Annotated in this window: 22 protein-coding genes; 14 read left to right on the plus strand and 8 right to left on the minus strand. The window is 51.1% G+C overall.

Features of this window, described 5'->3' with window-relative positions:
- Positions 1-10 precede the first annotated feature (10 nt).
- From A7Z29_RS03120 to A7Z29_RS03145, 6 genes are all read right to left on the minus strand, one after another.
- Positions 11-340, minus strand: coding sequence for a cytochrome o ubiquinol oxidase subunit IV (locus tag A7Z29_RS03120; RefSeq protein ID WP_000019801.1), 330 nt, complete (start codon positions 338-340; stop codon positions 11-13).
- Positions 340-954, minus strand: a complete 615-nt coding sequence (locus A7Z29_RS03125; RefSeq protein ID WP_000179822.1) for a cytochrome o ubiquinol oxidase subunit III — start codon at positions 952-954, stop codon at positions 340-342. Before A7Z29_RS03125 ends, A7Z29_RS03120 begins: the two co-directional genes overlap by 1 nt.
- Entirely contained in the window at positions 944-2935 is a 1992-nt protein-coding gene (gene cyoB, locus A7Z29_RS03130) for a cytochrome o ubiquinol oxidase subunit I (RefSeq protein WP_000467154.1), read from the minus strand. The genes A7Z29_RS03125 and cyoB overlap by 11 nt, the downstream gene beginning before the upstream one ends.
- A gap of 21 nt (positions 2936-2956) precedes the next feature.
- Positions 2957-3904, minus strand: a complete 948-nt coding sequence (cyoA, locus tag A7Z29_RS03135; protein ID WP_001239436.1) for a cytochrome o ubiquinol oxidase subunit II — start codon at positions 3902-3904, stop codon at positions 2957-2959.
- Between the two features lie 459 nt (positions 3905-4363).
- A complete protein-coding gene (gene ampG, locus A7Z29_RS03140) occupies positions 4364-5839 on the minus strand; it encodes a muropeptide MFS transporter AmpG (protein ID WP_000098459.1) in 1476 nt (491 codons plus the stop codon).
- A 43-nt stretch (positions 5840-5882) separates the two neighbouring features.
- On the minus strand, positions 5883-6461 hold the full coding sequence (locus A7Z29_RS03145) for a lipoprotein (RefSeq protein WP_000473500.1): 579 nt from the start codon (positions 6459-6461) through the stop codon (positions 5883-5885).
- Positions 6462-6765: 304 nt separating this feature from the next.
- Between A7Z29_RS03145 and bolA the strand changes: the two genes are divergently transcribed.
- The 9 genes from bolA to fadM all read left to right on the plus strand — a co-directional run bounded on the left by bolA (position 6766) and on the right by fadM (position 17093).
- Positions 6766-7083: a transcriptional regulator BolA gene (bolA, locus tag A7Z29_RS03155; RefSeq protein WP_000973458.1), complete on the plus strand. Its 318-nt coding sequence runs from the start codon at positions 6766-6768 to the stop codon at positions 7081-7083.
- Positions 7084-7424: 341 nt separating this feature from the next.
- Positions 7425-8723 (plus strand): trigger factor, encoded by a 1299-nt coding sequence (tig, locus tag A7Z29_RS03165; protein ID WP_001198383.1) that lies wholly within the window; start codon positions 7425-7427, stop codon positions 8721-8723.
- 246 nt (positions 8724-8969) lie between these two features.
- Positions 8970-9593, plus strand: a complete 624-nt coding sequence (gene clpP / locus A7Z29_RS03170; RefSeq protein ID WP_000122253.1) for an ATP-dependent Clp endopeptidase proteolytic subunit ClpP — start codon at positions 8970-8972, stop codon at positions 9591-9593.
- 125 nt (positions 9594-9718) lie between these two features.
- A complete protein-coding gene (gene clpX / locus A7Z29_RS03175) occupies positions 9719-10993 on the plus strand; it encodes an ATP-dependent protease ATP-binding subunit ClpX (protein WP_000130305.1) in 1275 nt (424 codons plus the stop codon).
- Between the two features lie 187 nt (positions 10994-11180).
- Positions 11181-13535 carry an endopeptidase La gene (gene lon, locus A7Z29_RS03180; RefSeq protein WP_001295325.1) on the plus strand — a complete coding sequence of 785 codons (2355 nt, stop codon included), beginning with the start codon at positions 11181-11183 and terminating at the stop codon, positions 13533-13535.
- Positions 13536-13725: 190 nt separating this feature from the next.
- On the plus strand, positions 13726-14016 hold the full coding sequence (gene hupB / locus A7Z29_RS03185; RefSeq protein ID WP_254892905.1) for a nucleoid-associated protein HU-beta: 291 nt from the start codon (positions 13726-13728) through the stop codon (positions 14014-14016).
- A 191-nt stretch (positions 14017-14207) separates the two neighbouring features.
- The gene (gene ppiD, locus A7Z29_RS03190) at positions 14208-16079 is read left to right on the plus strand and encodes a peptidylprolyl isomerase (RefSeq protein ID WP_000969350.1); all 1872 of its coding nucleotides are present in this window, start codon (positions 14208-14210) and stop codon (positions 16077-16079) included.
- 150 nt (positions 16080-16229) lie between these two features.
- Entirely contained in the window at positions 16230-16601 is a 372-nt protein-coding gene (locus A7Z29_RS03195) for a helix-hairpin-helix domain-containing protein (RefSeq protein ID WP_000680302.1), read from the plus strand.
- Positions 16602-16694: 93 nt separating this feature from the next.
- Positions 16695-17093: a long-chain acyl-CoA thioesterase FadM gene (gene fadM, locus A7Z29_RS03200; protein WP_105289773.1), complete on the plus strand. Its 399-nt coding sequence runs from the start codon at positions 16695-16697 to the stop codon at positions 17091-17093.
- A gap of 50 nt (positions 17094-17143) precedes the next feature.
- On the opposite strand, the gene queC is transcribed toward fadM, so the two are convergent.
- On the minus strand, positions 17144-17839 hold the full coding sequence (queC, locus tag A7Z29_RS03205) for a 7-cyano-7-deazaguanine synthase QueC (RefSeq protein WP_000817227.1): 696 nt from the start codon (positions 17837-17839) through the stop codon (positions 17144-17146).
- Positions 17840-17903: 64 nt separating this feature from the next.
- Complete coding sequence (locus A7Z29_RS03210; RefSeq protein WP_105289774.1) at positions 17904-19604, minus strand: SgrR family transcriptional regulator; 1701 nt, start codon at positions 19602-19604, stop codon at positions 17904-17906.
- A gap of 99 nt (positions 19605-19703) precedes the next feature.
- Between A7Z29_RS03210 and cof the strand changes: the two genes are divergently transcribed.
- The 5 genes from cof to glnK all read left to right on the plus strand — a co-directional run bounded on the left by cof (position 19704) and on the right by glnK (position 25228).
- Positions 19704-20522, plus strand: coding sequence for an HMP-PP phosphatase (gene cof, locus A7Z29_RS03215; protein WP_024212548.1), 819 nt, complete (start codon positions 19704-19706; stop codon positions 20520-20522).
- 152 nt (positions 20523-20674) lie between these two features.
- Entirely contained in the window at positions 20675-21133 is a 459-nt protein-coding gene (gene decR, locus A7Z29_RS03220; protein WP_000884589.1) for a DNA-binding transcriptional regulator DecR, read from the plus strand.
- Between the two features lie 29 nt (positions 21134-21162).
- The gene (locus tag A7Z29_RS03225; protein ID WP_105289775.1) at positions 21163-22935 is read left to right on the plus strand and encodes a SmdA family multidrug ABC transporter permease/ATP-binding protein; all 1773 of its coding nucleotides are present in this window, start codon (positions 21163-21165) and stop codon (positions 22933-22935) included.
- A complete protein-coding gene (locus tag A7Z29_RS03230) occupies positions 22928-24709 on the plus strand; it encodes a SmdB family multidrug efflux ABC transporter permease/ATP-binding protein (protein ID WP_001256189.1) in 1782 nt (593 codons plus the stop codon). The genes A7Z29_RS03225 and A7Z29_RS03230 overlap by 8 nt, the downstream gene beginning before the upstream one ends.
- Before the next feature lie 180 nt (positions 24710-24889).
- Complete coding sequence (gene glnK / locus A7Z29_RS03235) at positions 24890-25228, plus strand: P-II family nitrogen regulator (protein ID WP_000780338.1); 339 nt, start codon at positions 24890-24892, stop codon at positions 25226-25228.
- Positions 25229-25253: the final 25 nt, after the last annotated feature.

The following is a 25253-nucleotide window of genomic DNA, read 5'->3' on the forward strand; positions in this document are numbered from 1 at the left end:
ACCGCCGCTCTTAGTGCATCATCATGTTGTAGTTGAGGTTCCACATGATCCAGATGGAGCCTACAACCAGAATCGCGATGATTAGCACGGTGAAGACAAACGCCGTCATGTTCCAGCCTTCATCTGATTTAGTATTCATGTGCAGGAAGCACACCAGATGCACCAGAACCTGTACCACTGCCATTGCCAGGATTGTTCCCAGAATTACGGCCGGAGAGGCAGAACCTGACATCACCATCCAGAACGGAATCACCGTCAGAATGATCGACAGGATAAAGCCTGTCATATAGGTTTTTACGCTGCCATGGGATGCGCCGCCGCTCACGTTAGAATGACTCATTACATCGCCCCCATCAGATAAACAACAGTGAACACACAGATCCACACCACATCCAGGAAGTGCCAGAACAGGCTCAGACACATGATGCGGGTACGGTTAGTGCTGGTCAGGCCGCGACGGGCGATTTGCACCATCAGCACCGCCATCCAGATAAGACCGGAAGTGACGTGCAGACCGTGTGTCCCGACCAGCGCAAAGAACGCTGACAGGAAGCCGCTGCGATCCGGGCCCATGTCGTTAACAATCAGGTGATGGAATTCATAGAGTTCCATCCCGATAAATCCGGCACCAAACAACCAGGTCAACGCCAGCCAGGAGATAACCTGGCTTTTGTTGTTTTTGTACATGGCGATAGCCGCCATGCCGTAGGTGATGGAGCTGAACAACAGCAAGAAGGTTTCAACCAGAACGAACGGCAGTTCGAAAATGTCCTTACCTGTCGGGCCGCCTGCGGTGCCGTTCACCAGAACGGCATAGGTAGCAAACAAGATGGAGAACAGAATGCAGTCGCTCATCAGGTAGATCCAGAATCCGAAGATTTTGGTTCCGCCTGCATCGTGGTGCCCGTGTTCGTGCGCGTGGGCAGTCGCGTGCGTCAAAGTATCAGTTGCCATTTTTCAGCCCTGCCTTAGTAATCTCATCGAAATGCTGGTTTTCCAGTTTTTCGATTTCTGCCACCGGCACGTAGTAATCCACGTCCTCGTCGAAGCTTTTCACGATCCAGGTGATGATCATGCCTGCGAAGCCAACAATCGCCAGCCACCAGATATGCCAGATCATGGCGAAACCGAAGATGGTGGAGAAAGCCGCAATGACAATACCGGCGCCGCTGTTTTTCGGCATATGAATTTCTTCATAGTGGTCAGGCTTTTTGTACGCTTCGCCTTTCTCTTTCATTTCCCAGAATGCATCACGCTCGTGAACGTGCGGCACAACGGCAAAGTTATAGAACGGAGGCGGGGAAGAGGTTGCCCACTCCAGCGTACGGCCACCCCACGGGTCGCCAGTCAGATCACGGTTCTGGTCGCGGTCGCGAATAGAAACGTACATCTGAATCACGAGGCAGAGAATACCCAGCGCAATCAGTACCGCACCGCTGGCTGCAATCATCAGCATAGTGTGGAACTGCGGGTCAATCTGCTGGCTCAAACGACGGGTCATACCCATAAAGCCCAGCGCATACAGCGGCATAAAGGCAACGAAGAAGCCGATGATCCAGAACCAGAACGCGCGTTTACCCCAGGTTTCGTTCAGTTTGAAACCGAACGCTTTAGGCCACCAGTAGGTCATCCCTGCGAAGCAGCCGAAGACCACGCCGCCGATGATCACGTTATGGAAGTGCGCAATCAGGAACAGGCTGTTATGCAGAACGAAGTCCGCGCCCGGTACTGCCAGCAGCACGCCAGTCATACCGCCCACCGAGAAGGTGACGATAAAACCGATGGTCCACAGCATCGCGGAATGGAACACGATGCGACCCTGATACATGGTGAACAGCCAGTTGAAGATCTTCACCCCGGTCGGGATGGCGATAATCATTGTGGTGATACCAAAGAAGGCGTTTACGTTCGCGCCCGCACCCATCGTAAAGAAGTGGTGCAGCCAGACGATGAACGACAGCACGGTGATACAGACGGTTGCCCATACCAGCGAGGTATAACCAAACAGACGTTTACGCGAGAAGGTTGCCGCAATTTCGGAGAACACACCGAAAACAGGCAGGATCAGGATGTAAACTTCCGGATGTCCCCATGCCCAAATCAGGTTGATGTACATCATCATGTTGCCACCCATATCGTTGGTAAAGAAATGGGTGCCCAGATAGCGATCCAGGGTCAACAACGCGACGGTAACCGTCAGAATTGGGAAGGAAGCAATAATCAGAATGTTTGCGCACAGTGATGCCCAGGTAAATACTGGCATCTTGAACATGGTCATGCCCGGTGCGCGCATCTTCAGAATGGTAACGAAGAAGTTGATACCAGTTAGCGTCGTACCAATACCGGATAGCTGGAGACTCCATATCCAGTAATCGACACCGACCCCCGGACTGTACTCTATTCCCGATAGCGGTGGATAGGCCAGCCAGCCGGTCTGCGCAAACTCGCCCACGCCGAGAGAAACGTTAACCAGAATCACACCAACAACGGTAAACCAGAAGCTTAAGTTGTTGAGGAACGGGAACGCAACGTCACGCGCGCCGATCTGCAGCGGAACCACCAGGTTCATCAGACCGATAACGAAAGGCATCGCCACGAAGAAGATCATAATCACGCCGTGCGCGGTGAAGATCTGATCGTAGTGGTGAGGCGGCAGGAAGCCCGCTTCGCCCGCTGAGGCAAGAGCCTGCTGGCTACGCATCATAATGGCGTCAGCAAAACCACGCAGCAGCATCACAATTGCCACGATGATATACATGATACCAAGGCGTTTATGGTCGACGGAGGTCAGCCACTCTTTCCACAGGTAGGTCCACTTACCGAAGTAAGTGATCAGGCCAACGAGCGCCAGACCTCCCAAAATAATGGCAGCGATCGTAACCATGACGATAGGTTCATGGAACGGGACTGCATCAAGTGATAATTTTCCGAACATCTTTATTCTTCCTCAACCCCTTTAATGGGCGGATTCCGCGTGGCTCATGTCCATGCCTTCCATACCTTCGTGTGCGCTGTGCTCACCTTCTGGCTGGGTCATGTCCATGCTCTTACCGTGAGCCATAAACTTGTTAATCACATCGGCAAACAAATCTGGTTTCACGTTGGAGAAATATTCCACCTGGTTGTATTCGCTAGGCGCGGCCAGTTTTTCGAACGCAGCCATGTCAGACATGGTGTTCGGCGACTGTTTGGCTTTTGCGACCCATTGGTCGAATGCGGCACGATCCGGTGTTGCGATAGCTTTGAACTTCATACCTGAGAAGCCCGGGCCGCTGTAGCTGGCGGAGATACCGTCATAAGTACCGGGTTCGTTGGCGATCAGATGCAGGCGAGTCTGCATACCGGCCATGGCATAAATCTGGCTACCCAGACGCGGAATAAAGAAGGAGTTCATCACGGAGTTGGAGGTCACTTTGAAGTACACCGGAGTGTTCGCCGGGAAAGCGATTTCATTCACGGTTGCAATGCCCTGTTCCGGGTAGATGAAGAACCATTTCCAGTCCATGGAAACCACTTCGATGGTAATGGGCTTCTCGTCGTGTGCCAGCGGCTTGCTAGGCTCAAGAGCGTGAGTGGTTTTCCAGGTTAGTACCGCAAGGAAGATGATGATTAAGATAGGCACCGTCCAGACCACAGCTTCCACTTTATTGGAGTGTGACCAGTTCGGGCTGTACTTGGCATCTTTATTGCTCGCACGGTACTTCCAGGCGAAACCAACAGCCATCAAGATTGCGGGAATAACGACAATCAACATCAGGCCAAATGCCGTCAGTATCAGTGAACGTTGCTCCAGACCAATCTGTCCTTTGGGATCTAACAGCGCAGAATTACAACCACTGAGCAATACAGTGCCTGCAAATAATGACAACCATCCCAAACTTTTATTGTATTTCCTGAGTCTCATTTAACGACCTCAATTCCACGGGATCTGGTGGCGTTTAAAGTGTGTGGGCATTTTACGGGAAGGTTACATTACTGTAAACATGATTAAATTCCTGTTACTTGGATTTGGCTGTCAGGTCACATATGTTGCAAAACATATCAGGTTGATTTTAAGAAGCTGTTACAAAAGGGCGTTATAACGAAAGGGGACTACAGAAGGGGGTGGGGATGGCAATTGGTATAACCAATCTCAAAATAAAACAATTATTTAACAAATAATTATCATTGAGGTGACAAATCAGGCGTAGGGAAATAAAGAGTCATTAGCTGAATCGTGTAAAAAAATAAAACATATAGATTCAGTCAATAATTTCAGAAATCTAAGCCGCACAAAAGAACAAATATTATTAAGCAATGCTGATGTTTATTTAGCTGTAATAATTACGCCGGGTGATTACTACAGCTAAATTATATTCACAGATTACGTCAGATGCGTTTTTCGTAGCGCCAGATAATCCAGAAAACCACCAAGCACGACGCCGCCCAGGGCGACTAAAACGCCGACTTCCAACAGCGCAGGCAGGAAAGAGAAGTGGGTCAAATCCAGCGCATCCATTGTCAACAGCAGTAACCACACGGCTAACAGACCGACGCCCGCCGCCAGTGTCCACATGGCAAAAGCATAACCTGACGGATATTCGGTTCGTGGGATAAAGTTGTCGTTGACCCGTGTATATTCAAGCGTCTGGCGACAAACCAGCAGCAAAATAAGCCCTGGTACAGCGGCCGCAACAGAGAACAGATAAAACGTCGGCCAGCCGTGTGATTCAACAAACCAGCCCGCCACGGGGCCGACATATACCCGTCCGACAGCGGAAAGCGCCGAGAGCAGGGCAAACTGAGTAGCGGAAAATGACTTATTACACAGCGTCATTAACAGCGCCACAAATGCCGATGTGCCCATCCCGCCACACAGGTTTTCGAAAAAGACGGCTGCGCCCATGCTGTAGAGATGCTTATCAGTCACCGAAAGCAGCCAGTAACCGGCGTTGGACGCACCTTGTAAAAGGCCGAAAATCAGTAGTGCACGGAACAGCGAAAGACGCTGCATCAGAATACCACCGTACAACGCGCCGACGATGGTCGCCAGCAGACCGAGCGTTTTGTTAACCACGCCCACTTCACCGGCATCAAACCCGACGCCGCGAATCAAAAAGGTGGTAGTCAGACTCATGGCGAAAGCATCGCCCAGCTTATACAGCACGATTAAAAGCAGAATCAGCCATGCGTTATTGCGACCGAAGAAATCACGTAACGGTGCTACAACGGCTTGTTCTAGTGTTTTGGGAACAGGAATAGTGTCGGTTGGTTCTGGCGCAAGCAACGTTGCGATAATACAGGGGATCAGCAGAGCCGCCATCAACCAGTACATGCCTTGCCAGCCCAGCCATTTATCTGCCAGCCATAAGGCTAAACCACCAGAAACCAGCATCCCTAAACGGTAACCCAGCACGCTGATTGCTGCACCTGCGCCACGTTCTTCCGCAGGAAGCACATCCGTTTTCCATGCATCAAAGACGATATCCTGAGAAGCGGAGCAAAAAGCGATAACCACCGCCAGTGCCGCCATCCAACGAAGTTGAGTACCCGGTTCGAGAAACCCCATCGCCGCAATCGCCAGTAACAGCAACGCTTGCGTAGCGAGCAGCCAGCCGCGTCGACGACCGAGGAACGGCGGGGTATAGCGGTCCATCAGCGGCGACCAGAGGAATTTAAAGACGTATGCCTGACCCACCAGAGAGAAGAAACCAATGGTTTTAAGATCGATATTCTCGACGGTCATCCACGCCTGTAAGGTGCCGGATGTCAGGGCGAGCGGCAGCCCGGAAGCAAAACCCAGGATCAGCAAAATAGCTGAACGTGGCTGTTGGAAAATACGTAAATATTGACTGGACATGGGCGTCTACAGGCCCGATTTACACCGGGCCAGAGGGCAGAAATTAACGTGCGTTCTGCTTGATAAATTCGTGGATGCTGGTGTCCTGAGACATATCAGCAATGGTGTCGGTCAGCACACTGTTAACCGCATCGGCAATGTTTTTGTTGGAGGCCTGGAATGCACCTTCAACGTTGTAGCTGGCACGATAGTTTTTAGTCATTTTGTTGCCATTCTGCGCGGTGGCAATGATGGCGATATCTGCTTTAGTAGCAATGTTGTAGCGCACGTTGCCCTGGGACACGTCGGCATACAGTTGGCTAACGATGATTTGCAGATTAACCGGGCCATTCGGGCCAACCATATAACCGCGAGCGGTCATCTGTTTTTCCAGCACTTCTTGCAGCAGGAAACGCAGATCGCGGGAAGCGGTCAGGGTAACGATTTGATTATCGCGGGTGACTTTTGCCAGCGCCTGATCGGTACGCTGATCGGCACCATTAATGCTAACGGTGATGCCCATCAGACTAGGATCTTGCTGTGGCAGCGTCATCGTCGGAGAAACTTCAATGGTTGTTGGCGGTTTTGCACATCCTGCAAGCATAAACAGAGCAACTAACGGGAAGAGGATTTTTTTGAACATGTTCTGGCTCTCAGAGACTTTTTAGCGTGTTTGGTAAAGATTCCCGCCATCATAACATCGCCAACGACGAGGGGAAGTGGGTAAGACATGTAAATTCATTATGTTGACGAAATAATCGCCTTGGGTAAAAGAAACACCGATGTGAAGCCGGTGAATCAATCTTTAAATCAGTAAACTTCATACGCTTGACAGAAAAAATAGGATGAAAGCTAATTATTTGTTGTTAAGCTGTAATGGAAACGGTTAAAGCGGCTAGTATTTAAAGGGATGGGTGACATCTCAGCGTTGTCGGAGGAGATATTTCATGATGATACGTGAGCGGATAGAAGAAAAATTAAGGACGGCGTTCCAACCCGTATTCCTCGAAGTTGTGGATGAAAGCTATCGTCACAATGTCCCAGCCGGCTCTGAAAGCCATTTTAAAGTTGTGCTGGTCAGCGATCGTTTTATGGGTGAACGTTTTCTGAATCGTCATCGAATGATTTACAGTACTTTAGCGGAGGAACTCTCTACTACCGTTCATGCGCTGGCTCTGCATACTTATACCATTAAAGAGTGGGAAGGATTGCAGGATACCATCTTTGCTTCTCCTCCCTGTCGTGGAGCTGGAAGCATTGCCTAAACGCATTTGCAACAGTTAGCGTTTTTCCAGTATGTTGTTAAAGATTTTATGAAAAACGGCCTGCGGGCCGTTTTGTTTTGTCTGGATTTTGCGCTTTTTGCCCAGCATTCAGACGAAAATTACCTGAGAATTGTGAAAAAATACGCGGCAGCGCGCAATAACCGTTCTCGACTCATAAAAGTGATGCCGCTATAATGCCGCGTCCTATTTGAATGCTTTCGGGATGATTCTGGTAACAGGGAATGTGATTGATTATAAGAACATCCCGGTTCCGCGAAGCCAACAACCTGTGCTTGCGGGGTAAGAGTTGACCGAGCACTGTGATTTTTTGAGGTAACAAGATGCAAGTTTCAGTTGAAACCACTCAAGGCCTTGGCCGCCGTGTAACGATTACTATCGCTGCTGACAGCATCGAGACCGCTGTTAAAAGCGAGCTGGTCAACGTTGCGAAAAAAGTACGTATTGACGGCTTCCGCAAAGGCAAAGTGCCAATGAATATCGTTGCTCAGCGTTATGGCGCGTCTGTACGCCAGGACGTTCTGGGCGACCTGATGAGCCGTAACTTCATTGACGCCATCATTAAAGAAAAAATCAATCCGGCTGGCGCACCGACTTACGTTCCGGGCGAATACAAGCTGGGTGAAGACTTCACCTACTCTGTAGAGTTTGAAGTTTATCCGGAAGTTGAACTGCAGGGTCTGGAAGCGATTGAAGTTGAAAAACCGATCGTTGAAGTGACCGACGCTGACGTTGACGGTATGTTAGATACTCTGCGTAAACAGCAGGCGACCTGGAAAGAAAAAGACGGCGCTGTTGAAGCAGAAGACCGTGTGACCATCGACTTCACTGGTTCTGTAGACGGCGAAGAGTTCGAAGGCGGTAAAGCGTCTGATTTCGTACTGGCGATGGGCCAGGGTCGTATGATTCCGGGCTTTGAAGACGGTATCAAAGGCCACAAAGCGGGCGAAGAGTTCACCATCGACGTGACCTTCCCGGAAGAGTACCACGCAGAAAACCTGAAAGGTAAAGCAGCGAAATTTGCTATCAACCTGAAGAAAGTTGAAGAGCGTGAACTGCCGGAACTGACTGCTGAATTCATCAAACGTTTCGGCGTTGAAGATGGTTCCGTAGAAGGTCTGCGCGCTGAAGTGCGTAAAAACATGGAGCGCGAGCTGAAGAGCGCCATCCGTAACCGCGTTAAGTCTCAGGCGATCGAAGGTCTGGTAAAAGCTAACGACATCGACGTACCGGCTGCGCTGATCGATAGCGAAATCGACGTTCTGCGTCGCCAGGCTGCACAGCGTTTCGGTGGCAACGAAAAACAAGCTCTGGAACTGCCGCGCGAACTGTTCGAAGAACAGGCTAAACGCCGCGTAGTTGTTGGCCTGCTGCTGGGCGAAGTTATTCGCGCCAACGAGCTGAAAGCTGACGAAGAGCGCGTGAAAGGCCTGATCGAAGAGATGGCTTCTGCGTACGAAGATCCGAAAGAAGTTATCGAATTCTACAGCAAAAACAAAGAACTGATGGACAACATGCGCAATGTTGCTCTGGAAGAACAGGCTGTTGAAGCTGTACTGGCGAAAGCGAAAGTGACTGAAAAAGAAACCACTTTCAACGAGCTGATGAACCAGCAGGCGTAATTTACGCAGCATAACGCGCTAAATTCGCACAAAGGCCCGTCACCGCCAGGTGGTGGGCTTTTTTTTTGTCATGAATTTTGCATGGAACCGTGCGAAAAGCCTCTTTCGGTGTTAGCGTAACAACAAAAGATTGTTATGCTTGAAATATGGTGATGCCGTACCCATAACACAGGGACTAGCTGATAATCCGTCCATAAGGTTACAATCGGTACAGCAGGTTTTTTCAATTTTATCCAGGAGACGGAAATGTCATACAGCGGCGAACGAGATAACTTTGCACCCCATATGGCGCTGGTGCCGATGGTCATTGAACAGACCTCACGCGGTGAGCGCTCTTTTGATATCTATTCTCGTCTACTTAAGGAACGCGTCATTTTTCTGACTGGCCAGGTTGAAGACCACATGGCTAACCTGATTGTGGCGCAGATGCTGTTCCTGGAAGCAGAAAATCCAGAAAAAGATATCTATCTGTACATTAACTCCCCAGGCGGGGTGATCACTGCCGGGATGTCTATCTATGACACCATGCAGTTTATCAAGCCTGATGTCAGCACCATTTGTATGGGCCAGGCGGCCTCGATGGGCGCTTTCTTGCTGACCGCAGGGGCAAAAGGTAAACGTTTCTGCCTGCCGAATTCGCGCGTGATGATTCACCAGCCGTTGGGCGGCTATCAGGGCCAGGCGACCGATATCGAAATTCATGCCCGTGAAATTCTGAAAGTTAAAGGGCGCATGAATGAACTTATGGCGCTTCATACGGGTCAATCATTAGAACAGATTGAACGTGATACCGAGCGCGATCGCTTCCTTTCCGCCCCTGAAGCGGTGGAATACGGTCTGGTCGATTCGATTCTGACCCATCGTAATTGATGCCAGAGGCGCAACTGTGCCGCTATACTTATCCAGGGCGGCACAACGCTGTAAGCGGCTTGCGCCTGAGAATGGCATTTGCGTCGTCGTGTGCGGCACAAAGAACAAAGAAGAGGTTTTGACCCATGACAGATAAACGCAAAGATGGCTCAGGCAAATTGCTGTATTGCTCTTTTTGCGGCAAAAGCCAGCATGAAGTGCGCAAGCTGATTGCCGGTCCATCCGTGTATATCTGCGACGAATGTGTTGATTTATGTAATGACATCATTCGCGAAGAGATTAAAGAAGTTGCACCGCATCGTGAACGCAGTGCGCTACCGACGCCGCATGAAATTCGCAACCACCTGGACGATTACGTTATCGGTCAGGAACAGGCGAAAAAAGTGCTGGCGGTCGCGGTATACAACCACTACAAACGTCTGCGCAACGGCGATACCAGCAATGGCGTCGAGTTGGGCAAAAGTAACATTCTGCTGATCGGTCCGACGGGTTCCGGTAAAACGCTGCTGGCCGAAACTCTGGCGCGTCTGCTGGACGTCCCATTCACCATGGCCGACGCGACCACGCTGACCGAAGCCGGTTATGTGGGCGAAGACGTTGAAAACATCATTCAGAAGCTGTTGCAAAAGTGCGATTACGACGTACAGAAAGCACAGCGTGGGATTGTCTACATCGATGAAATCGACAAGATTTCTCGTAAGTCGGACAATCCTTCTATTACCCGAGACGTTTCCGGTGAAGGCGTACAGCAGGCACTGTTGAAACTGATCGAAGGTACGGTTGCCGCCGTCCCACCGCAGGGGGGACGTAAGCATCCGCAGCAGGAATTCTTGCAGGTAGATACCTCTAAGATCCTGTTTATCTGTGGTGGTGCGTTCGCTGGTCTGGATAAAGTCATTTCCCATCGTGTAGAAACCGGCTCCGGCATTGGTTTTGGCGCGACGGTAAAAGCGAAATCTGACAAAGCAAGCGAAGGTGAACTGCTGGCGCAGGTTGAACCAGAAGATCTGATTAAGTTTGGTCTGATCCCTGAGTTCATCGGTCGTCTGCCAGTTGTCGCAACGCTGAATGAACTGAGCGAAGAAGCCCTGATTCAGATCCTCAAAGAGCCGAAAAACGCCCTGACCAAGCAGTATCAGGCGCTGTTTAATCTTGAGGGCGTGGATCTGGAATTCCGTGACGAGGCGCTGGATGCTATCGCTAAGAAAGCGATGGCGCGTAAAACCGGTGCTCGTGGTCTGCGCTCCATCGTAGAAGCTGCGCTGCTCGATACCATGTACGATCTGCCGTCCATGGAAGATGTCGAAAAAGTGGTTATCGACGAGTCGGTAATTGATGGGCAAAGCAAACCGTTGCTGATTTATGGCAAGCCGGAAGCTCAGCAGGCATCTGGTGAATAATTAACCATTCCCATACAATTAGTTAACCAAAAAGGGGGGATTTTATCTCCCCTTTAATTTTTCCTCTATTCTCGGCGTTGAATGTGGGGGAAACATCCCCATATACTGACGTACATGTTAATAGATGGCGTGAAGCACAGTCGTGTCATCTGATTACCTGGCGGAAATTAAACTAAGAGAGAGCTCTATGAATCCTGAGCGTTCTGAACGCATTGAAATCCCCGTATTGCCGCTGCGCGATGTGGTGGTTTATCCGCACATGGTCATCCCCTTATTTGTTGGGCGGGAAAAGTCTATCCGTTGTCTGGAAGCGGCGATGGACCATGATAAAAAAATTATGCTGGTCGCGCAGAAAGAAGCTTCAACGGATGAGCCGGGTGTAAACGATCTTTTCACTGTCGGGACCGTGGCCTCTATATTGCAGATGCTGAAACTGCCTGACGGCACCGTCAAAGTGCTGGTTGAGGGGTTACAGCGCGCGCGTATTTCTGCGCTCTCTGACAATGGCGAACACTTTTCTGCGAAGGCGGAGTATCTGGAGTCGCCGACCATTGATGAGCGGGAACAGGAAGTGCTGGTGCGTACCGCAATCAGCCAGTTCGAAGGCTACATCAAGCTGAACAAAAAAATCCCACCAGAAGTGCTGACGTCGCTGAACAGCATCGACGATCCGGCGCGGCTGGCGGATACTATTGCCGCGCATATGCCGCTGAAACTGGCTGACAAACAGTCCGTTCTTGAGATGTCCGACGTTAACGAACGTCTGGAATATTTGATGGCGATGATGGAATCGGAAATCGATCTGCTGCAGGTTGAGAAACGCATTCGCAACCGCGTCAAAAAGCAGATGGAGAAATCCCAGCGTGAGTACTATCTGAACGAGCAAATGAAAGCTATTCAGAAAGAACTCGGCGAAATGGACGATGCGCCGGACGAAAACGAAGCCCTGAAGCGCAAAATCGACGCGGCGAAAATGCCGAAAGAGGCAAAAGAGAAAGCGGAAGCAGAACTGCAGAAGCTGAAAATGATGTCTCCGATGTCGGCAGAAGCGACCGTGGTGCGTGGCTATATCGACTGGATGGTGCAGGTGCCGTGGAATGCGCGTAGCAAGGTCAAAAAAGACCTGCGTCAGGCGCAAGAAATCCTTGATACCGACCATTATGGTCTGGAGCGCGTGAAAGATCGCATCCTTGAGTATCTTGCGGTTCAAAGTCGTGTCAACAAAATCAAGGGGCCGATCCTTTGCCTGGTTGGGCCGCCGGGGGTAGGTAAAACTTCTCTGGGGCAGTCCATCGCCAAAGCTACCGGACGTAAATATGTCCGTATGGCGCTAGGCGGCGTGCGTGATGAAGCGGAAATCCGTGGTCACCGCCGTACTTACATCGGTTCTATGCCGGGTAAATTGATCCAGAAAATGGCGAAAGTGGGCGTTAAAAACCCGCTGTTCCTGCTCGATGAGATCGACAAAATGTCTTCTGACATGCGTGGCGATCCGGCCTCCGCACTGCTTGAAGTGCTGGATCCAGAGCAGAACGTAGCGTTCAGCGACCACTACCTGGAAGTGGATTACGACCTTAGCGACGTGATGTTTGTCGCGACGTCGAACTCCATGAACATTCCGGCACCGCTGTTGGATCGTATGGAAGTGATTCGCCTCTCCGGTTATACCGAAGATGAAAAACTGAACATCGCCAAACGTCACCTGCTGCCGAAGCAGATTGAACGTAATGCGCTGAAAAAAGGTGAGTTGACCGTCGACGATAGCGCCATTATCGGCATTATTCGTTACTACACCCGTGAGGCGGGCGTGCGTGGTCTGGAGCGTGAAATCTCCAAACTGTGCCGTAAAGCGGTTAAGCAGTTACTGCTCGATAAGTCTCTAAAACATATCGAAATTAACGGCGATAACCTGCATGACTACCTCGGTGTTCAGCGTTTCGACTATGGTCGCGCGGATAACGAAAACCGTGTCGGTCAGGTAACGGGTCTGGCGTGGACGGAAGTGGGCGGTGACTTGCTGACCATCGAAACCGCGTGTGTACCGGGCAAAGGTAAACTGACCTATACCGGTTCGCTGGGTGAAGTCATGCAGGAGTCCATTCAGGCGGCGTTAACGGTGGTTCGTGCGCGTGCGGAAAAACTGGGGATCAACCCTGATTTTTACGAAAAACGCGACATCCACGTGCACGTACCGGAAGGTGCGACGCCAAAAGATGGTCCGAGTGCCGGTATTGCCATGTGCACCGCGCTGGTTTCTTGCCTGACCGGTAACCCGGTTCGTGCCGATGTGGCGATGACTGGCGAGATTACTCTGCGTGGTCAGGTGTTGCCAATCGGTGGTTTGAAAGAAAAACTGCTGGCGGCACATCGCGGCGGGATTAAAACAGTGTTAATTCCGTTCGAAAATAAACGCGATCTGGAAGAGATTCCGGACAACGTGATTGCCGATCTGGACATTCATCCTGTGAAGCGCATTGAGGAAGTTCTGACTCTGGCGCTGCAAAATGAACCGTCTGGTATGCAGGTTGTGACTGCAAAATAGTGACCTTGCGCAAATTGCACTAATAAAAAGAGGGCTGGCGGGCCAATTCGGACTTGCCAGCCTTTTTTTGTCTCGTTAAGTTAGAGGGCGGATTAGGCTTGCCCTTATTAAGGGGTGTTGTAAGGGGATGGCTGGCCTGATATAACTGCTGCGCGTTCGCACGTTGAAGGATTCAAGTGCGGGATAAATTATAAAGAGGAAGAGAAGAGTGAATAAATCTCAATTGATTGACAAGATTGCTGCAGGGGCTGATATCTCTAAAGCTGCGGCTGGCCGTGCGTTAGATGCTATTATTGCTTCCGTAACTGAATCCCTGAAAGAAGGGGATGATGTAGCACTGGTAGGTTTTGGTACTTTTGCCGTTAAAGAGCGTGCCGCCCGTACTGGTCGCAACCCGCAGACCGGTAAAGAGATCACCATCGCTGCAGCTAAAGTACCGAGCTTCCGTGCAGGTAAAGCACTGAAAGACGCGGTAAACTAAGGATTATCCCCATTGGGGATGTGACGAAGTTCAAGGGCGCATCTACTGATGTGCCTTTTTTATTTGTATTGCGTGACTTTCTGCGAGTTGTGGGCTGACAATTGCCCCCGTTTCTTGTCACAATAGGCCTTTGCGCGCAGCGATATGTTGCGTGAGGTACACAGTCATCTACAGCGGAGTGTTGTTACACCATGATGGACAGCTTACGCACGGCTGCAAACAGTCTCGTGCTCAAGATTATTTTCGGTATCATTATCGTGTCGTTCATATTGACCGGCGTGAGTGGTTACCTGATTGGCGCAGGCAATAACTACGCCGCAAAAGTGAATGACCAGGAAATCAGCCGTGGGCAGTTCGAGAACGCCTTCAACAGCGAGCGTAATCGTATGCAGCAACAGTTGGGCGATCAATACTCTGAGCTGGCGGCGAACGAAGGCTATATGAAAACCCTGCGTCAACAGGTGCTGAATCGTCTGATCGACGAGGCGCTGCTGGATCAGTACGCTCGCGAACTAAAACTGAGTATCAGCGATGAGCAGGTTAAACAGGCGATTTTCGCAACCCCAGCGTTTCAGGTTGACGGCAAGTTCGATAACAGCCGCTATAACGGTATCCTCAACCAGATGGGGATGAGTGCCGATCAGTACGCGCAGGCACTGCGTAATCAGCTCACTACCCAGCAGCTGATTAACGGCGTTGCGGGCACCGATTTTATGCTGAAAGGTGAAACCGACGAACTGGCTGCGCTGGTCGCTCAACAACGTGTAGTGCGTGAAGCGACTATCGATGTTAACGCGCTGGCGGCTAAACAAGCTGTGACCGAACCAGAAATCGCCAGCTACTACGAGCAAAATAAAAACAATTTCATGACTCCGGAACAATTCCGCGTGAGCTACATCAAGCTGGATGCCGCAACGATGCAGCAACCAGTTAGCGATGCGGATATCCAGAGCTACTACGATCAGCATCAGGATCAATTCACCCAGCCACAGCGTACTCGCTACAGCATCATCCAGACTAAAACTGAAGATGAAGCGAAAGCAGTACTTGAGGAGCTGAATAAAGGTGGTGATTTTGCTGCGTTAGCCAAAGAAAAATCTGCCGATATTATCTCTGCCCGTAACGGCGGCGATATGGGGTGGTTAGAAGATGCCACTATCCCGGATGAACTGAAAAATGCCGGTCTGAAAGAAAAAGGCCAACTGTCTGGCGTCATCAAATCTTCGGTCGGTTTCCTGATTGTGCGTCTGGATGATATTCAGCCGGCAAAAGTGAAGTCGTTAGACGAAGTGCGTGACGATATCGCGGCGAAAGTGAAACACGAAAAAGCCCTCGATGCATATTACGCGCTGCAGCAGAAAGTGAGCGATGCGGCAAGCAATGACACCGAATCTCTGGCTGGCGCAGAGCAGGCTGCGGGCGTTAAAGCTACCCAGACTGGCTGGTTCAGCAAAGATAACCTGCCGGAAGAGTTGAACTTCAAGCCGGTTGCAGATGCTATCTTTAACGGCGGTCTGGTAGGTGAAAACGGCGCGCCGGGCATCAACTCTGACATTATCACCGTAGACGGCGATCGCGCATTCGTGTTGCGCATCAGCGAGCACAAACCGGAAGCGGTGAAACCGTTGGCAGATGTTCAGGAACAAGTTAAGGCACTGGTTCAGCACAACAAAGCTGAGCAACAGGCGAAAGTGGATGCTGAAAAACTGCTGGTTGAGCTGAAAGCGGGCAAAGGTGCGGAAGCTATGCAGGCTGCCGGTCTGAAATTTGGCGAGCCGAAAACCTTAAGCCGTTCCGGTCGTGACCCGATTAGCCAGGCGGCGTTTGCACTGCCACTGCCAGCGAAAGACAAACCAAGCTACGGTATGGCGACCGATATGCAAGGTAATGTGGTTCTGCTGGCGCTGGACGAAGTGAAACAAGGTTCTATGCCGGAAGATCAGAAAAAAGCGATGGTGCAGGGCATCACCCAGAACAACGCACAAATCGTCTTTGAAGCTCTGATGAGTAACCTGCGTAAAGAGGCGAAAATCAAAATTGGCGATGCGCTGGAACAGCAATAATCCGGAAGCCGCCTCGCAAAAAAATGCTTTGCAGCTGTAACAAGAAAAGGTCGCTTTCGCGGCCTTTTCCATTTCTGAACATTGCCATTTGTTTACTGTTTTCGCTGCCGTTAAGGTGATTCCACTGTTAACAAACAAGGAGAAAACAGTATGAAACACGGAATTAAAGCACTGCTCATCACCCTGTCTCTGGCCTGTGCCGGAATGTCTCATAGCGCGCTGGCGGCAGCTCCTGCGGTGAAACCGGCAGCGGTAGAAACCAAAGCGGAAGCTCCTGCAGCACAAAGCAAAGCGGCAGTACCGGCGAAAGCCAGTGACGAAGAAGGCACCAGGGTCAGCATTAATAATGCCAGCGCGGAAGAGCTAGCCCGCGCGATGAATGGCGTTGGTCTGAAGAAAGCGCAGGCAATTGTCAGTTATCGCGAAGAGTACGGCCCGTTTAAAACGGTGGAGGATTTAAAACAGGTGCCGGGAATGGGCAATTCGCTGGTGGAACGTAATCTGGCGGTATTAACCCTGTAATTAATTTGCATAGTGGCAATTTTTTGCCAGACTGAAGAGGTCATACCAGTTATGGCCTCTGTACTTATAACAACAACGTAAGGTTATTGCGCTATGCAAACACAAATCAAAGTTCGTGGATATCATCTCGACGTCTACCAGCACGTCAACAACGCCCGTTACCTTGAGTTTCTCGAAGAAGCCCGCTGGGATGGGCTGGAAAATAGCGACAGCTTTCAATGGATGACCGCCCATAACATCGCCTTCGTCGTGGTCAATATCAATATTAACTATCGTCGCCCGGCGGTATTAAACGACCTGTTAACCATTACCAGTCAGTTGCAGCAATTAAACGGTAAAAGCGGCATCTTAAGTCAGGTCATCACTCTTGAGCCGGAAGGGCAGGTGGTGGCGGATGCACTTATCACGTTTGTTTGTATCGATCTCAAAACGCAGAAAGCATTAGCTCTGGAAGGGGAACTGCGCGAAAAACTGGATCTGATGGTTCAGTAAACGTTTTGTTGGCCGGATGCTCAAGCCGCATCCGGCGACACCACGAATAATTACTTCAATCCGGTTTTCTGCTTCATCGCTGCCATCACCGTCGGTTTGTCGGCCAGATAATGATTCAATCCGTTAGCGCGCAGATTACATGCAGCACAATGACCACAACCATCGCCTTTAATGCCGTTATAACAGGTCAGCGTTTCGTTACGCACTAAATCCAGTTTGCCGTAATAATCCGCGAGCGCCCAGGTTTCCGCTTTATCAATCCACATCAGCGGCGTTTCAAATCGAATATCTTTCGCCATGCCCAGACTGACGGCATGGTTCAGTGCTTTCACAAACTCATCGCGACAATCCGGGTAACCGGAGAAATCCGTTTCGCAGACGCCGGTGATCACTGCTTCTGCTTTAACCTGATACGCATATATCGCCGCCAGCGTCAGGAACAGAATATTACGCCCCGGGACAAACGTATTCGGGATACCATCGGCTTCAGGTTCATAATCAGGCACCGGAATGCTGTCACGCGTCAGGCTGCTGACCGCCAGCTCGTTGAGTAGCGTCACATCCAGCACCTTATGCGCGCGTGCACCCAGTTTCAATGCCAGTTCGCGTGCCACGTCAATCTCTGCGCGATGGCGCTGACCGTAATCGAACGTCACGCAATGGACTTCATCATATTGCTGCAATGCCTGTACCAGACAGGTGGTGGAATCCTGACCTCCACTAAACACAACGACGGCACGTTTCATAGATAATCCTGCTAAATCGATAAAAGCGTTATGGTAACGCCTGCGGTTAACCCCGACCAGTGCTTCATTGCGATGGCGCGGGAAGCCAGGCTTCGGTAAATTCAAACCAGCCGCGCGGTGTTAGCCGCACACCGTTCACTCCGGGCGGGGCGCTAATGCGATAGTGATAATTGAACAGCGGCGTCAGCGTTGCATCTTCCATTAACTGGCTAAACACAGTTTTCAGCGCGTTATTCCGCTTTTCCTCATCAGCCATCAACTGCACGGTATCCAGTGTCGATTGCAGATGTGCATATGCTGAAGCGTCGAAAACATATGACCAGAGTGGATCGCAACGCAGCCATTGCTCCAGAGTATATTCCGGCGCTTCGCCAATTAGCCTGTCGCCCATCATCAAATCTGCCTGTGCCAGCGGGGTCGTGTCGTCCCAGTTTTTCGCGTTATGAAAAACAATCGTTAATTCGCAACCTTCTGCTGCCAGCGTCGTTCGTAATTGTTCTGCCATTGCATGAAGTTCCACTGGCAGGTGATAAACCAACGTCAGGGTTTCCGGTAATTTGACCTCATCCGGTACATCCCATTGTGGAATAGCCCAGCCAGGCAGCAATGCATTACTGGCAGTGATCAGGTTTTCTCCGACTTCTAACGTTTGTAGTAAACCGGATTGATGGATAATGGAAATCACTTTTCGCGCCTGCCAGAGGGAAAGGCGGGGGCTTTTGCGCAACGTTAAATAGCAAAAACCTAAACTGATGCCGCTACTGACCTGGCTGACCCGTGGCAACTCTTCAGGTTTACCGATGGTGATTTGTACTGGATGCTGACAACTGGTTCCCAAATCTTTTTCAAAAAGTGGTGGGGTTATCCAGTACTCAACCGCTTTTAGCAGTGGGTGACGTAAATGGTAATAATCATGGCTTTCGAGTCGCACCAGTTCTGTTGTGAATTTTGTTAAGCGAAAAGGACCGGTTCCCACCAGCGATAATTGCGGATGCGCCAGATGACTACAATAGCTCGCCAGCCTGTGTGCCAGCCAATAATCAGGGCGATGTAAAAAGAAGGTCAGACACTGCGGATGGGTGACTTCAATACGCTTCACGCTAGTCAATAATTTCCCCAACGCTGGCAGTTGTAGCAGCATCAATAATCGCTGGTGTAGTTGCGTTGCTTTTACCACATCGCCGTTATGCCAGTGCAGCGTTGAACGAAGATAAAAATCCCAGCGTAGCCCGTCAGCAGAGATTTCCCAGTGATGTGCTAAATCGCCAATCGGGCGTTGGGTATTATTGTCGAAGCGGGTCAGACCGGAAAATATCTGCCCGGCGAGATGCTGCTCGGCACGACCGGGTAAAAAGCCCGGTTGTAGCGGTTCGAGCGGGCGATAATAGGGAATACGCAACGTTGGCGTATCGTTTTGCCATTGCCCGCCCATAAACGGTTGTAACAGAGTGCGCAGCTCTCCTGGGGCCAGTTGCGCCAGCTCCAGCACATCTTGCTGCTTTCCTGTTTCCAGTGCCTGTTCCATCATCGCGTTGCGCAGGGATCCCGGTGTCACCAGAAAACGCAGGTGCCCGCGTTTTCCGCGTCCTGATTGCGCCTGCCACTCCAGCCATCCCGACTCCTGAGCCTGACGTAACAGGGTGCGCACGTGGCGTTCGCTGCAAAAACAGCGTTCGGCCAGTTCGCTGACGGTGACGGATTGCGGCTCTCCGGCAGAAGGTTGCCACAGACGTTGATACTGGTTAAGACGGTTTAGCAGTCGCATATAAACCCGGAACAATATTATTTAACTATTCACTATTACTTCCGTATATATCAGGTAATACTCAATCACCATTAACCGTGTCACAGAGTGGAGAAAGAAATGGCTCGTCTGGCAGCATTTGATATGGACGGCACTTTATTGATGCCTGATCACCATTTAGGTGAGAAAACCCTCTCGACTCTGGCGCGTCTGCGTGAACGCGATATTACCCTCACTTTTGCTACGGGGCGCCATGCGCTGGAGATGCAGCATATTATCGGGGTGCTATCGCTGGATGCGTATTTAATTACCGGCAACGGTACGCGTGTGCACTCTCTGGAAGGCGAACTTTTACATCGTGATGATTTGCCTGCGGACGTGGCGGAATTAGTGCTGTACCAGAAATGGGATACCCAGGCCAGTATGCATATCTTCAATGACAATGGCTGGTTTACCGGGCAAGAGATCCCAGCATTGTTGCAGGCATTTGTGTATAGCGGTTTCCGTTATCAGATTATCGATGTCAAAAAAATGCCACTCGGCAGCGTCACCAAGATCTGTTTCTGTGGCGATCACGACGATCTTATGCGCTTGCATATCCAACTAAACGAAGCATTAGGCGAGCGCGCACATTTGTGTTTTTCTGCGATTAATTGCCTGGAAGTGCTGCCAGTGGGGTGTAATAAAGGCGCGGCGTTGGCGGTGCTGACCCAACATTTAGGTTTTTCACTGCACGACTGCATGGCCTTTGGTGATGCGATGAACGATCGCGAAATGTTAGGCAGCGTCGGTAGCGGTTTTATCATGGGCAATGCGATGCCGCAACTGCGCGCGGAACTCCCTCATTTACCGGTGATTGGACATTGCCGAAATCAGGCGGTCTCTCACTATTTGACGCACTGGCTGGACAATCCACATCTACCTTATTCCCCCGAATAACGAGATCTCTTCCAGCGCCGGGCAATCGCCCGGTTTTTTTTACTTTGAATTTGTCATTTTGTGCAGTGGCGTTTAAACCGCACAGAATAAATTGTCGGTATTTCGTCTTTAAAATAGAATTAAAAGAGAAAAAAATTCTCTGCGGATTGGCTATGTTAGATAAAATTGACCGTAAGCTGCTGGCCTTACTACAGCAGGATTGCACCCTCTCTTTGCAGGCACTGGCAGAAGCCGTTAATCTGACAACCACGCCTTGCTGGAAGCGTCTGAAACGGCTGGAGGATGACGGTATCCTTATCGGCAAAGTCGCCCTGCTGGACCCGGAAAAAATTGGCCTCGGGCTGACTGCTTTTGTGTTGATTAAAACGCAACATCACAGCAGCGAATGGTATTGCCGCTTTGTCACGGTGGTTACCGAAATGCCAGAAGTGCTGGGGTTCTGGCGCATGGCCGGTGAATACGATTATCTGATGCGCGTCCAGGTTGCCGACATGAAACGCTACGACGAGTTTTATAAGCGTCTGGTAAACAGCGTGCCGGGGCTGTCGGACGTCACTTCCAGCTTCGCGATGGAACAGATTAAATACACCACTTCTTTACCCATCGAATAAATATCCAGAATCAGGTCAGGACACAACGCGTGCGATTATTTGCTCAATTAAGCTGGTATTTCCGTCGGGAATGGCGTCGCTATCTCGGGGCTGTCGCCTTGCTTGTCATTATCGCGATGCTGCAACTGGTTCCGCCAAAAGTGGTTGGTATTGTTGTCGATGGCGTGACAGAACAACACTTTACTACCGGGCAGATCCTGATGTGGATCGCCACCATGGTGCTGATTGCCGTTGTGGTTTATCTCCTGCGTTACGTCTGGCGCGTATTGCTGTTTGGTGCGTCTTATCAACTGGCTGTTGAACTGCGTGAAGATTATTACCGTCAGCTAAGCCGGCAGCATCCTGAGTTTTACCTGCGTCATCGCACGGGTGACCTCATGGCTCGTGCGACCAATGACGTCGATCGCGTCGTGTTTGCCGCCGGAGAAGGGGTGCTGACGCTGGTGGATTCACTGGTAATGGGCTGCGCTGTGTTGATTATGATGTCTACGCAAATTAGCTGGCAGTTGACCTTATTTGCCCTGTTGCCGATGCCAGTGATGGCGATCATGATTAAGCGCAACGGCGATGCCTTGCATGAACGCTTTAAGCTGGCGCAGGCGGCGTTTTCCAGTCTTAATGACCGCACCCAGGAAAGCCTCACCAGTATCCGCATGATCAAAGCTTTTGGTCTGGAAGATCGCCAGTCGGCGTTATTTGCTGCGGATGCCGAAGATACCGGCAAAAAAAACATGCGGGTGGCGCGTATTGATGCTCGTTTCGACCCGACCATCTATATCGCGATTGGTATGGCGAACTTGCTGGCGATTGGCGGCGGTAGTTGGATGGTGGTGCAGGGCAGTTTAACGCTGGGCCAGCTCACCAGTTTTATGATGTATTTAGGTCTGATGATTTGGCCAATGCTGGCGCTGGCATGGATGTTTAACATTGTGGAACGTGGTAGTGCTGCGTACAGCCGTATTCGCGCGATGCTGGCGGAAGCACCGGTGGTGAACGATGGTAGCGAACCCGTGCCGGAAGGGCGTGGCGAACTGGATGTAAATATTCACCAGTTCACGTATCCGCAGACTGACCATCCTGCGCTGGAAAACGTCAATTTCGCCCTGAAACCCGGTCAGATGCTAGGTATTTGCGGGCCGACTGGTTCCGGCAAAAGTACTCTGCTGTCACTCATTCAGCGTCATTTCGACGTCAGCGAGGGGGATATCCGCTTTCATGATATTCCTCTGACGAAGTTACAACTCGATAGCTGGCGTAGCCGCCTGGCGGTAGTTAGCCAGACACCGTTCCTTTTTTCCGACACCGTAGCGAACAACATCGCGTTGGGTTGCCCGAATGCCACCCAGCAAGAGATTGAGCATGTCGCGCGGTTAGCCAGCGTGCATGACGATATTTTGCGTTTACCGCAAGGTTACGATACAGAAGTGGGCGAGCGCGGCGTGATGCTTTCCGGTGGGCAAAAACAGCGTATCTCTATTGCTCGTGCGTTATTAGTCAACGCAGAAATCCTTATCCTTGATGATGCGCTTTCGGCGGTGGACGGACGCACAGAGCATCAGATCCTGCATAACCTGCGCCAGTGGGGGCAGGGAAGAACAGTAATCATCAGTGCCCATCGCCTTTCTGCGCTGACGGAGGCCAGTGAGATTATTGTGATGCAGCACGGACATATCGCCCAGCGTGGCAATCATGATGCGCTGGCGCAACAAAGCGGCTGGTATCGCGATATGTATCGCTATCAACAACTGGAGGCGGCGCTTGACGATGCTCCGGAAATTCGTGAGGAGGCCGTCGATGCGTAGTTTTAGCCAACTCTGGCCGACTCTCAAACGCCTGTTAGCGTATGGTTCGCCGTGGCGTAAACCACTAGGGATTGCGGTTCTGATGATGTGGGTTGCGGCAGCGGCAGAAGTCAGTGGACCGCTACTCATCAGCTATTTCATCGATAATATGGTGGCGAAAAATAATCTGCCGTTGAAAGTGGTTGCCGGTCTGGCGGCGGCGTATGTTGGGCTGCAACTGTTTGCCGCTGGACTGCACTACGCACAGTCGCTGCTGTTTAATCGGGCGGCAGTTGGCGTTGTACAACAGTTGCGTACCGATGTAATGGATGCTGCGCTACGCCAGCCATTAAGCGAGTTTGATATCCAGCCTGTCGGGCAGGTGATTTCCCGCGTCACTAATGATACTGAAGTGATCCGCGACCTCTACGTTACTGTGGTTGCGACCGTTCTGCGTAGCGCCGCACTGGTGGGCGCGATGCTGGTAGCGATGTTCAGCCTCGACTGGCGGATGGCGCTGGTGGCGATAATGATTTTTCCGGTCGTGCTGGTGGTGATGGTGATATACCAGCGTTACAGTACGCCGATTGTCCGCCGTGTGCGCGCCTATCTGGCGGATATCAACGACGGCTTTAACGAAATCATCAACGGTATGAGCGTCATCCAGCAGTTCCGTCAGCAGGCACGATTTGGTGAACGCATGGGTGAGGCCAGTCGGTCGCACTATATGGCGAGGATGCAAACCCTGCGCCTCGACGGTTTTTTACTGCGGCCATTACTGAGTCTTTTTTCGTCGCTTATCCTTTGTGGCTTGTTGATGCTGTTTGGCTTCTCCGCCAGCGGCACCATTGAAGTGGGCGTGCTGTATGCGTTTATCAGCTATCTTGGGCGGCTTAACGAACCATTAATCGAACTGACCACGCAACAGGCGATGCTGCAACAGGCTGTTGTTGCTGGTGAGCGCGTGTTTGAGCTGATGGACGGACCGCGCCAGCAATATGGCAATGATGATCGCCCGTTACAGAGCGGCACCATCGAAGTCGATAATGTGTCGTTTGCTTATCGCGACAACAATCTGGTACTGAAGAACATTAATCTCTCTGTGCCTTCGCGTAACTTTGTGGCGCTGGTCGGGCATACCGGCAGTGGCAAAAGCACCCTTGCAAGTTTATTGATGGGCTATTACCCGCTAACGGAAGGTGAGATTCATCTCGACGGTCGTCCATTAAATTCGCTAAGTCACAGCGCATTACGTCAGGGCGTGGCGATGGTGCAGCAAGATCCGGTGGTGCTGGCGGATACTTTCCTCGCCAACGTGACGCTGGGGCGTGATATCTCCGAAGAGCGTGTCTGGCAGGCACTGGAAACCGTGCAACTGGCGGAGCTGGCGCGCAGCATGAGCGACGGTATTTATACGCCGCTGGGCGAGCAGGGGAATAATCTTTCGGTCGGGCAAAAGCAACTGCTGGCGCTGGCGCGCGTGCTGGTGGAGACGCCGCAAATCCTGATCCTTGATGAGGCAACCGCCAGCATTGATTCCGGTACTGAACAGGCGATTCAACATGCTCTGGCGGCGGTGCGTGAACATACCACGCTGGTCGTGATTGCTCACCGCTTATCGACTATTGTTGATGCCGACACCATTCTGGTGCTTCATCGTGGGCAAGCCGTGGAGCAGGGCACTCACCAGCAACTGCTGGCGGCCCAGGGACGCTACTGGCAGATGTATCAACTGCAACTTGCGGGCGAAGAGCTGGCAGCCAGCGTGCGTGAAGAGGAATCATTGAGCGCCTGAATAGCGCAATATTTCATCGTTGGTGCAAAAATGTAACGCACTGTGCACTGTCATAGTGCGTTTTCATTTTCAATCTTCTTACCTTCCTGCTCTCTTTCTCGTTTTTCATTTCTGGCACACCGCTTGCAATACCTTCTTCGTGTAGCAGAACCATTACCGAATTCTGACCGGAGGGGATCTATGAAGCTGGTGACCGTGATAATCAAACCATTCAAGCTGGAAGACGTTCGTGAAGCGTTATCTTCCATTGGTATTCAGGGGCTGACCGTCACCGAAGTGAAAGGTTTCGGGCGTCAGAAAGGACATGCTGAGCTGTACCGGGGGGCGGAATACAGCGTCAACTTCCTGCCAAAAGTAAAAATTGATGTGGCGATTGCTGATGACCAACTCGATGAAGTGATCGATATCGTCAGCAAGGCTGCCTACACCGGAAAAATTGGCGACGGCAAAATCTTCGTCGCTGAATTGCAACGCGTCATTCGAATTCGTACCGGCGAAGCCGACGAAGCGGCGCTGTAATCTCTGGCACACAGCAACAGGAACG

This window comes from Escherichia sp. MOD1-EC6842 (assembly GCF_002965705.1).
Lineage (GTDB): Bacteria > Pseudomonadota > Gammaproteobacteria > Enterobacterales > Enterobacteriaceae > Escherichia > Escherichia ruysiae.

Coding starts and splice junctions, on each gene's coding strand:
- A7Z29_RS03145 (WP_000473500.1), bottom strand. CDS start 6,461: ATGTTCAAAAAAATCCTCTTCCCGTTAGTTGCTCTGTTTATGCTTGCA.
- glnK (WP_000780338.1), top strand. CDS start 24,890: ATGAAGCTGGTGACCGTGATAATCAAACCATTCAAGCTGGAAGACGTT.
- lon (WP_001295325.1), top strand. CDS start 11,181: ATGAATCCTGAGCGTTCTGAACGCATTGAAATCCCCGTATTGCCGCTG.
- cyoB (WP_000467154.1), bottom strand. CDS start 2,935: ATGTTCGGAAAATTATCACTTGATGCAGTCCCGTTCCATGAACCTATC.
- A7Z29_RS03195 (WP_000680302.1), top strand. CDS start 16,230: ATGAAACACGGAATTAAAGCACTGCTCATCACCCTGTCTCTGGCCTGT.
- queC (WP_000817227.1), bottom strand. CDS start 17,839: ATGAAACGTGCCGTCGTTGTGTTTAGTGGAGGTCAGGATTCCACCACC.
- A7Z29_RS03120 (WP_000019801.1), bottom strand. CDS start 340: ATGAGTCATTCTAACGTGAGCGGCGGCGCATCCCATGGCAGCGTAAAA.
- cyoA (WP_001239436.1), bottom strand. CDS start 3,904: ATGAGACTCAGGAAATACAATAAAAGTTTGGGATGGTTGTCATTATTT.
- clpP (WP_000122253.1), top strand. CDS start 8,970: ATGTCATACAGCGGCGAACGAGATAACTTTGCACCCCATATGGCGCTG.
- tig (WP_001198383.1), top strand. CDS start 7,425: ATGCAAGTTTCAGTTGAAACCACTCAAGGCCTTGGCCGCCGTGTAACG.
- A7Z29_RS03125 (WP_000179822.1), bottom strand. CDS start 954: ATGGCAACTGATACTTTGACGCACGCGACTGCCCACGCGCACGAACAC.
- ppiD (WP_000969350.1), top strand. CDS start 14,208: ATGATGGACAGCTTACGCACGGCTGCAAACAGTCTCGTGCTCAAGATT.
- ampG (WP_000098459.1), bottom strand. CDS start 5,839: ATGTCCAGTCAATATTTACGTATTTTCCAACAGCCACGTTCAGCTATT.
- cof (WP_024212548.1), top strand. CDS start 19,704: ATGGCTCGTCTGGCAGCATTTGATATGGACGGCACTTTATTGATGCCT.
- A7Z29_RS03230 (WP_001256189.1), top strand. CDS start 22,928: ATGCGTAGTTTTAGCCAACTCTGGCCGACTCTCAAACGCCTGTTAGCG.
- bolA (WP_000973458.1), top strand. CDS start 6,766: ATGATGATACGTGAGCGGATAGAAGAAAAATTAAGGACGGCGTTCCAA.
- clpX (WP_000130305.1), top strand. CDS start 9,719: ATGACAGATAAACGCAAAGATGGCTCAGGCAAATTGCTGTATTGCTCT.
- A7Z29_RS03210 (WP_105289774.1), bottom strand. CDS start 19,604: ATGCGACTGCTAAACCGTCTTAACCAGTATCAACGTCTGTGGCAACCT.
- fadM (WP_105289773.1), top strand. CDS start 16,695: ATGCAAACACAAATCAAAGTTCGTGGATATCATCTCGACGTCTACCAG.
- decR (WP_000884589.1), top strand. CDS start 20,675: ATGTTAGATAAAATTGACCGTAAGCTGCTGGCCTTACTACAGCAGGAT.